The 8228-nt window shown below is 25.6% G+C and carries 11 protein-coding genes; 1 reads left to right on the top strand and 10 read right to left on the bottom strand.

Going from position 1 to position 8228, the window contains the following annotated elements; all coding sequences use genetic code 11:
* Positions 1-179: 179 nt before the first annotated feature.
* The 8 genes from I0K12_RS21865 to I0K12_RS21830 form a co-directional block, all read right to left on the bottom strand.
* The gene (locus I0K12_RS21865) at positions 180-608 is read right to left on the bottom strand and encodes a hypothetical protein (protein WP_196890312.1); all 429 of its coding nucleotides are present in this window, start codon (positions 606-608) and stop codon (positions 180-182) included.
* Between the two features lie 70 nt (positions 609-678).
* Positions 679-984 (bottom strand): hypothetical protein, encoded by a 306-nt coding sequence (locus I0K12_RS21860; protein WP_196890311.1) that lies wholly within the window; start codon positions 982-984, stop codon positions 679-681.
* Positions 985-1066: 82 nt separating this feature from the next.
* Positions 1067-1648: a hypothetical protein gene (locus I0K12_RS21855; RefSeq protein ID WP_196890310.1), complete on the bottom strand. Its 582-nt coding sequence runs from the start codon at positions 1646-1648 to the stop codon at positions 1067-1069.
* Between the two features lie 108 nt (positions 1649-1756).
* Positions 1757-2857: a DUF6438 domain-containing protein gene (locus I0K12_RS21850; RefSeq protein WP_196890309.1), complete on the bottom strand. Its 1101-nt coding sequence runs from the start codon at positions 2855-2857 to the stop codon at positions 1757-1759.
* 164 nt (positions 2858-3021) lie between these two features.
* On the bottom strand, positions 3022-3417 hold the full coding sequence (locus I0K12_RS21845; RefSeq protein ID WP_196890308.1) for a hypothetical protein: 396 nt from the start codon (positions 3415-3417) through the stop codon (positions 3022-3024).
* A 79-nt stretch (positions 3418-3496) separates the two neighbouring features.
* A complete protein-coding gene (locus I0K12_RS21840; RefSeq protein WP_196890307.1) occupies positions 3497-4099 on the bottom strand; it encodes a hypothetical protein in 603 nt (200 codons plus the stop codon).
* Between the two features lie 422 nt (positions 4100-4521).
* Entirely contained in the window at positions 4522-4749 is a 228-nt protein-coding gene (locus I0K12_RS21835) for a hypothetical protein (RefSeq protein WP_196890306.1), read from the bottom strand.
* Between the two features lie 404 nt (positions 4750-5153).
* The gene (locus tag I0K12_RS21830) at positions 5154-5729 is read right to left on the bottom strand and encodes a hypothetical protein (RefSeq protein WP_231372832.1); all 576 of its coding nucleotides are present in this window, start codon (positions 5727-5729) and stop codon (positions 5154-5156) included.
* A gap of 331 nt (positions 5730-6060) precedes the next feature.
* On the opposite strand from I0K12_RS21830, the gene I0K12_RS21825 reads away from it, so the two are divergent.
* The gene (locus tag I0K12_RS21825; protein ID WP_196890305.1) at positions 6061-6390 is read left to right on the top strand and encodes a hypothetical protein; all 330 of its coding nucleotides are present in this window, start codon (positions 6061-6063) and stop codon (positions 6388-6390) included.
* Positions 6391-6675: 285 nt separating this feature from the next.
* Here the strand turns inward: I0K12_RS21825 and I0K12_RS21820 are convergent, their stop codons facing one another.
* Together I0K12_RS21820 and I0K12_RS21815 are read right to left on the bottom strand one after the other, a co-directional pair.
* Positions 6676-7245, bottom strand: a complete 570-nt coding sequence (locus I0K12_RS21820; RefSeq protein WP_196890304.1) for an isochorismatase family protein — start codon at positions 7243-7245, stop codon at positions 6676-6678.
* A 270-nt stretch (positions 7246-7515) separates the two neighbouring features.
* The gene (locus I0K12_RS21815) at positions 7516-7809 is read right to left on the bottom strand and encodes a hypothetical protein (RefSeq protein WP_196890303.1); all 294 of its coding nucleotides are present in this window, start codon (positions 7807-7809) and stop codon (positions 7516-7518) included.
* Between the last annotated feature and the right edge of the window lie 419 nt (positions 7810-8228).

Genomic DNA, 8228 nt, shown 5'->3' with positions numbered 1-8228 from the left:
AAAGAGAAAATTCGAATAAAATACTTTGAAAAAAGAGAGAAAATTATGAAAATTGCTGTCGGAATACATAATTTCAGAGTTACACTCAGAAGTCCCTTACAAAATCAATCGTGATAATGTTTACTATAAGATAGTTTCTGTTGGTTTTATTTTTGTTCTTTGTTGTATGCAGCTTTGTATTAAAACTCTTCTTTTAATAAATCATCCCATTTAAATCCATTAATAATCCATCCATTATTGTTTTTATAATAAATGAAAATTACTCTTAACGCTGTTTTCTCATATCTCACTAAATAGGTCTCTTGAATTGCAATATCAGAAATAGTTTTGTTTTTTACCTTCAAGCTACCTATTGGTTCACCATATCGACTTTTAATCACATTTATATATTTGATTGTTTTATCTTCTAGCGCAAGAATTTCATTTAAAGGCATTGGCCAGTAAGTTGTTAACTGGCTAAAAAGCTCAGGTATTTTATCTTTCTCAAATAAATCTACAATCTTTTTAGAAAATTCTTGAGTCTCACTTACATTTTTAAAATATTTTTCTTGAGCAAATAAACTTACACTAACTAATGAAAGAACTATTGCAATAAATGTTTTTTTCATATTTTAATTTTTAATTATGTAATATTAGTCTTTAAATCAAAAATCGTTGAATCAATTTTCAATACTTTTTTTAATGTTTTTTATATTTTTTCTCAATTACTTTAAAAACTTCCTCACTTACATATTTCTTTAATTCTTCAACATTGGCTTTATATTCTTTTTTAAGAAACTCACTGTAATAATCTGAACATAAGAGCTCTAAATTTTCATCAAGTTTTGCTAAAATAATTAATTTTTCGTCAATTTCTTTACTTATTTCCTTTGGTCTAGGATTTCTTATAGGATCTGTCACCCATAATAGTTCACTTCCATATTTGCAAAATAATTGATATGTTTTCATAGAAATTTTCATTCCTTCACTTTTTATCTTTTCCATTTTTTAAATAATTTATTTGCTTTAATTCAAATCAATTAACTCTTAAATGTCTTATTTTATCTCATTCATAATTATTTCATTTTTAAACAGAATCTATATTTTCTTGATGTAAAATGATCCAATAGATTAAATATTCAATTATTGGTTTGTAGAACTCAAATTCTTTATTTGTCAATGAATTTAAATAGTTATTAAAATCCTTTAAATTATACAGTTTTCCTGATTCAAAATGATTATAAATTAAAATTTGATTTTCTATAAAGTCATATTTCTCAAGTGTATAAAGTTCGTTTGGACAAGATTTTAATATTGAAGTGTTTATGATAAAATCATTGCTGGAAATTTTTAAACTATGCAATTTTCCTGAAAATAATTCACATTCATGGATTAGTTTCTTTCTCTTTATTTGATTTGAATTTATTTCAGTTATAAGATTAATATATGATTTTTTAGTATTCCCTTTAAGTAATTCATTTTCTAATAAAGAGTTTTCAAAATCATTCATTATTAGTTTAAAATCAATATTCTTTTCTTCTTTATATAAATCTCTATGCTCATTCAATTTTTCATTTATACATTTATATAGATGCAAGTCAGAATCTTCAAAATTAGATTGACAACTCATTAATATTATAATGCAAAATAGTAAGTAAATTCTTTTCATATATTTTTATTTACAGCAGTTTAGTCATGTGAAATGCAGAGTAGAAGCATAGAACTTTCGTTTTCAACTTCTGTCCGAATCACACATAGGCTTTGTAACTGCTAGTTTTTAATCATATTTTGTTTTCTCTTTAAAGTCAGAGTCTTTAAAGTTTTTTTCGATAAAGTTATATCCTAAATCATAAGTTTTAGAATCTTGGTCTTTAAAATAGAATTTAAATTTTCTACCATCAGATTCAATTTTCTCTATTTGATATTTATGTTTTCTTTTTTCATTTGGGTCTGATCCCCAATATGTAAAATTCTCACCAAACCCCATTGAATACAACGGTTTGAAATCTGAATTTGAAGTTTTTGATTTTTGAAGTTCAGTCCATAAATAAAAACTTTCCGATTTATCAAGTCTCAAAATCAATGAATCTTTTTCAAATGCGTAATAGTGTAGCTTTGGATAAAAGGGTTCATCAAATGCTAAACTGTCTAGGTCAATATGAGTGTAAAGATTTTCAATAGGAACGTAAGCCCAAATCAATTCTTTTGGTCCAGCTCTTCCATAATCGTCAATAGTTTTTAAAATTTGTCCATTCTTTATGAAAGTAGTTGTTACACTTTCATTATCTGGGCGTCCGATTGTATATCCATTTGATAGACTATCAATATTTGCTCTACCAAATTTTGAGAAAATTTGGCTTATTTGAGTACTATCGATTTTTGACTTATAAAAGCCTAAAGGGCTTACGTATCTTTCGCCTTGAAAATACACCTCACCATTTTTATTTATTGAAATATCAATTATTGGACAAGACCCAAAACAACCTGAACGAGAAAAAACAATCTGATCAAAATTGATGTTTTCATTAGGTTTAATTTTCTTTAGTTTAATGAAAGTCGAGTCGCTTCTCTCTAATACCAAAGTGTCTTTAGATATTTGATTAATAGTCCATTTAAATTCCCAATTTTGGCTAAAAGGGTCTTTGATAAAAATGCTCTCTTTTCTTATATTATAGCTAGTATAAAGTCCTTTGTAGTCATTTATTCGTTTACCCGATATAGAATCTCTTTTGATCTGAACAAAACCATTATATAATTCAATTTCCTTTTCAGAAAAGCTAATACCAAATGGTCTGAAAATTGGCAACCGATGAAAATCGTCATTTTGATCTATCTCAATTTTACCCCAATCTCCGATTAAGAGAGAATCACTTTCCATTTTCTGTTTACTACATCCAAAGGTTAAAAAAATAAGGGTTAATATTATAAGGTTGATTTTTTTCATTTAATGGTTTTATAAATGTTTTTTTCTTGGTAATAAAGTATATATTTTTAATATACTTTCATCTTTATTTTCTCTTAAGTTTTTTGTGCTGTACTCAGTTATTTTTCCCTCAGCAAATATCTTTCTGTAGCATGTCCTCCTTCAAAATATCCAATTCGTGAGTTTGGACAGTAGATCACAGTTTCAATCAGAAAGCCAACAGAGTTATCAAGTTTGTTTTTGAGATTCCAATCATATTGTTCATTCCTGAGAAAATCCATGAGGGAATAGCATTCATCTTCTGCTCCCATTTTTTTCATAGTAGAATAAATCGGTTCCGAGTGTTGTTCACTTGGTTTGATATTGATAAGAACATTATTCTTAAAAATTGCAGATGTATGAAATTCATTTTCAAGCTTCCGCCAGTTCTTTTCTTTCTTTAAGAACCCTAGTAATCGTTCTTGTTTATCAGCTTTGATGAATGTTTTTATGAATTCTTCGAAAAGTTCTTTCACGATTTTATTTTGATTTGGTTTCTGTATTCTAGCAATTGAGTTTAACGGATTAGAGTAAGATTCACTTTTTGTATTACACTTAAGATGAAAAGTGAAATTTACCTTTGTTGGTGGCTTTTATTATTTCATTTGCTCCTTTTACTAACCCAGTTATTTGATCTTGATTTAAGATATAGCATGGAGTATAATTAAATCCTAATTTTTCCATATCTAATGGAGTTCCTGCTAAAATCCCTCTATTTTCCCCAAAATTTTGAATTATATCATTTTTTAATTCAACAGAAACATTTCCTAAATATATTGTTCTAAAAATAGATAAATCAATAATAAAACCATTTAGTTCAACCCAACAATGACCCTCCCAAGTTTCATTAATTTTCAATTCACTTTTTGAATATGGTATTGATGTAGTACAATTAAACATACGTTTTGAATTGTAATCAAGATGACCAACAAAAACAGATACTGGTATATTTGATTTATCATTTATTACTGCTCCTAATACAGCACTTAACATGCAACAATCAAAGGCTCTTTTAGGAAATTCAAGTAAAATTCCTTTAGAAATATCTTTTATGAATTCTAAATCTTCCTTTTTTAAATCATATGATAAGAAAGCCTCAACTATGGAATCTGGAAAATTTTGACTCATTAAATCTTTAATAATTTTAATTCTTCTCATTTATTAATTTTAATTGCAACCAACATTACTATAACAAGAATTCCCTGTTATTTCTATTATATCTCTAACTAAGAAGTTTCTGTAAATATTGAATTTTCATAGCAGCAGATGGCTAAATATAGAAGAATCTAATATTTTTAACAAGTAAAAAAGTTAAAGATTTAAAAAGCTGATGAATACTAGTTTTTTAAGTAGCTGAAAATAAAAAAGCATATCAAAATATTATTTAAATATGCTTGGATTAATATTGTATAAAATTTAAGACTATTTTGCTTGAGTTTTAACTCAGTTCTTTGTTATAGCCTTTTTTATTTTAGATTTTCTATCTCAAATAATTTCTCAATATTTTCATATGAATATTTGTTTTCATTAGGAAACTCAAGAACAATCGGCTTTTTATTTCTTGTTTTTTCTTTTTAATTTTATACAATATCTCTTCTAACAATTACTCTCGCTTTTTTTACAATTTCTTCATAATCTGATTGAAAAGGTTCATTCAATTTTTTTTCTAAAATACATTCAATATCCCAAAGAACTTTTTGTTCTGATTGGTCTTCAAAGATATTAGAATTGTCTTTTTCATTAAATCTGCTAAGAAATTCAAAAAAGACAATTGCTTCTTCTTTTGTTAGTTGTATGTTTAAATTCATTTTTTAAAATATTGCACAAGACCATTTAAACCCATACCAAGTAAAATTGAACCACCGATGAAATAAGTTCTGCCATTTTCATTATTATGATCCATTAACCCAAATCCCAATATTAAACACCAGATACCTAAAAGGCTGATAAATATCAAAAGTATTGTAATTATTATTTTCATTTAATTTTTTTATTTCTAATTGTAATTGATTTTTTTCATTATGTTCCTAAGTAAAATGAATTAAATCTATAAGAGGAATTCCGCTTTTTCTAAATTATCTGTAATCATAATATTTTTGTGAAAGTTGATTATTCATAACAGCAGTTGTTCAAATATAGAAGAATCTAATATTTTTAACAAGTTTTGGTAAATAATATATAAACTCCATGATTATTTCTCTTGAATTATAATTTATTTTTTGTCGTATAATGACTTCTTTTCAGTTAATTTTTTAATACAATTTTCTCTTTTATTACAAATCTCCTCAAAATTTTCTTGTATTTCAAACTCTTTAATCCAATTCTGAATATATTTCTTATGTAAGTTTATTTTATTTTCAATTACATCTTCTGGTTGAATTTCAATTTCTTTTAATATATCATTTTCTATTTTTGAATAATTAGAATGTTCACTTGTGAAGTCAAATTTTTCACCGTTAATTTCAAGGTAGCAATGTGCTTCTGGAATATAATTTATTTTAGAGTTTATTTTTATTTCGCCAATCCCAGGAGTATTTATGTTATTCATTTTATAAATTCCTAGAATCTGTTTTATTTCATCTAAATTATTTTCTTGTGCAATTTTTTTCAGAACAGCATGTTTAGAACTACAACTTCCTTTTTTCTCTTTTAAAACAAGACTAAAATCAAATCTATTTTTGTTTCGTCCATAAGGTAATTTTCTAATATAGGATGTTAACTCATCCCAATTATTTAAGTTCAAGTTTTTCACCAGCTTGGTTAAATAATTATTTGATTCTAATTTCATCTGATATATGATTTTGTCTATAAATATGAAAGTGAAAATTAAAAACTTCTATCGCTTTGTTTTATCACTATTTTAGATAAAAGTGCAAAATTTATTTGAAACATTAAACAATGTTTATAGTGCCTATTTTCTCTTATACCTCAAATTTGTAGTTTCACATACAAAAAATTAGCACTGATGACATTTTTCTAAAATTCGATTTTTTCTTTTTTCAACTTTACATTGTAATCAAAAATAAAATATTCGATTGTCTAGTTATAATTAGTTTTTAATTACAATGGCGGAATCCGAAAAGCCACTAAATAGAGTAGGTAACTTAAAATATTATATTATGGCATTAAGAAGAGTAAAATCATTCAAGTTAAAGAATCAAGGAGGTTTTGTTTGTGACATTCACTGTATCTATTTTGATGATGATGGAAATCAAAAAGGAGATATTCCTAATCATGAAAATTTCTCATTAGGAAAAACTAGAACAATGGATATAAAAGATAAAATTCCTAGCCTTGAGACTGGTAGTATAGTTAAAATGAAGGCATGGGTTCAGTGGGGTAATGACAATACTTATCCGTCAATGTTTGTGTATGATCCTGATGGAGATGAACTTAGTTTTAGTATTTCTGGAACTACACTTGATAATAGTATGGGGCTTGATATGTAATTTATCAGAGATGATAGTTTCAAGATGTATTGATCAAAATAACCATTTAACTTTGATTAAAAATTTATCGGCTATATCTAACTTCACAATATTGTGGAGTTTAGTTTGGCCGTATTATTATTACCACTCTACAAATTTACTTGCTCTTTGTTAAGAATAATCTAAGAGTTGTCTTTCTTCATTATAAGAAATAAGTAGTATTAGGCTATGGTTAAATATTTTATGTATTATAAAGGTTTGTTGTTATCTGTGTTCTTGTATTTCGCTTGTGATAGAAAGTGAAATTTACACCATGTTATCAACCGTATCAATATTTTTTATTATTTCTGTTGTTTTTTTAACAGATATTTCTCTTTTGATAGGAATCATATTTTTCCATTTCCAATTATAATATTCAATAATTGTTTTTGCATTTAATTGAAATCTATTTCCTGTAGTGTGTCCATCTTCAACAACTGTTACATTATACTCTTTTGTTATTGCAGATTGAATTGTTGAATCTACGCAAAAATCTGTTGCACATCCTGTGAAAAATAACTCTTTGATATTCTTTATTTTTAAGGTTTCATCAAGTTTTGATTTATAGAAAACATCATTAGCATATTTATCAATTTTAAAATCAGAAACTTTAATTTCCAATTCATCCAAGATTTCCCATTCATGAGTATTTTTTTTAAATTCACCAGTTCCAGTTCCGTCATGTTGAATAAAAATAACAGGATAATTTAAATTACGAAAAGTACTTGAAATCTTATTGATTCTTTCTACTACTCCTTTTGCATCATATCTTTCTACACCTTGATAGAAGGAACCTTTTTGCATATCAATTATTATTAAAGCCTTTTTATTATTCATTTTTATTGATGTAGCTAATAAGTTTTGTTTTCTCAATAATGAGCAATTTGATTCTAAAATATTTAAAAAGTTTTGTTTTCCACGTTGTCAGAAAATCAAATATAGAAGAATCTAATATTTTTAACAAGTAAAAAAGTTAAAGATTTAAAAGCTGATGAAAACTAGTTTTTTAAGTAGTTGAAAATAAAAAAGCATATCAAAATATTATTTAAATATGCTTGGATAAATTATAAGATTGATTTTTTATCAGTTCTTTGTTGTGTGTAATTCTTATTCTACTTTATTTCCCATTTTATAAACTCCAGATTCTGACAATTCTCCATCTTTAGTCCAATATTCATATTTCCCATTATAACTTAATGATATTTCATTCAAATCCAAACTACCAATTTGAGTGCTAAAAATCTCATGCCTTTCTTTTAAAATTTTACATTCTTCATCATAGTAAGACTCGATTTTTACTTTTACTCCATTTAAATAAAATACTTTTTCAAAATCATATTTCACTACACCATTTAGTTTTATTTTTTCTCCAGTTTCAAAATTTTTATGAAAACTATTCAATATTTTTTTAATATTTAAATTAACCGTGTTTGTGAAGCTTTCAGATTCATTGAATTTACTTTTTGTTTTAGAATCTTTAATTTCTATTTGAATTCCATTCTCAATTATCTCAAATAAAACAGAATTCTCATCGTATATTTCAGTATAATATTCTATTCCATTCCTAACTTTACTCTTGTATGTTAATTTTGGATTTTCTCTTATTGTTTCTGTATTACCATTAAAAGGCTTCCAAGTATTTTTATAAAATATTCCATAATTACTCTCAATTAAGTTTGGTTCTTCTATATAAATGGATTCACGGCTTTTTCATAAAAAAAGAGTGATTCCAAAAAAATGATATTTTTGTTTCGCCAAAAATCAAAATACATCATGAAATCACTCAAAAAAACGAAATTAAAAGATACTATGAAGAATTG

Origin of the sequence: Aureivirga sp. CE67, assembly GCF_015767245.1 — a bacterium.
GTDB lineage: Bacteria > Bacteroidota > Bacteroidia > Flavobacteriales > Flavobacteriaceae > Aureivirga.
This window is presented reverse-complemented; position numbering and strand designations above follow the sequence as displayed.

What these genes read in the sequence shown, in the direction of transcription:
- I0K12_RS21865 (WP_196890312.1), bottom strand. Translation starts at nt 608, where the DNA reads ATGAAAAAAACATTTATTGCAATAGTTCTTTCATTAGTTAGTGTAAGT.
- I0K12_RS21860 (WP_196890311.1), bottom strand. Translation starts at nt 984, where the DNA reads ATGGAAAAGATAAAAAGTGAAGGAATGAAAATTTCTATGAAAACATAT.
- I0K12_RS21855 (WP_196890310.1), bottom strand. Translation starts at nt 1,648, where the DNA reads ATGAAAAGAATTTACTTACTATTTTGCATTATAATATTAATGAGTTGT.
- I0K12_RS21850 (WP_196890309.1), bottom strand. Translation starts at nt 2,857, where the DNA reads ATGGAAAGTGATTCTCTCTTAATCGGAGATTGGGGTAAAATTGAGATA.
- I0K12_RS21840 (WP_196890307.1), bottom strand. Translation starts at nt 4,099, where the DNA reads ATGAGAAGAATTAAAATTATTAAAGATTTAATGAGTCAAAATTTTCCA.
- I0K12_RS21835 (WP_196890306.1), bottom strand. Translation starts at nt 4,749, where the DNA reads ATGAATTTAAACATACAACTAACAAAAGAAGAAGCAATTGTCTTTTTT.
- I0K12_RS21830 (WP_231372832.1), bottom strand. Translation starts at nt 5,729, where the DNA reads ATGAAATTAGAATCAAATAATTATTTAACCAAGCTGGTGAAAAACTTG.
- I0K12_RS21825 (WP_196890305.1), top strand. Translation starts at nt 6,061, where the DNA reads ATGGCATTAAGAAGAGTAAAATCATTCAAGTTAAAGAATCAAGGAGGT.
- I0K12_RS21820 (WP_196890304.1), bottom strand. Translation starts at nt 7,245, where the DNA reads ATGAATAATAAAAAGGCTTTAATAATAATTGATATGCAAAAAGGTTCC.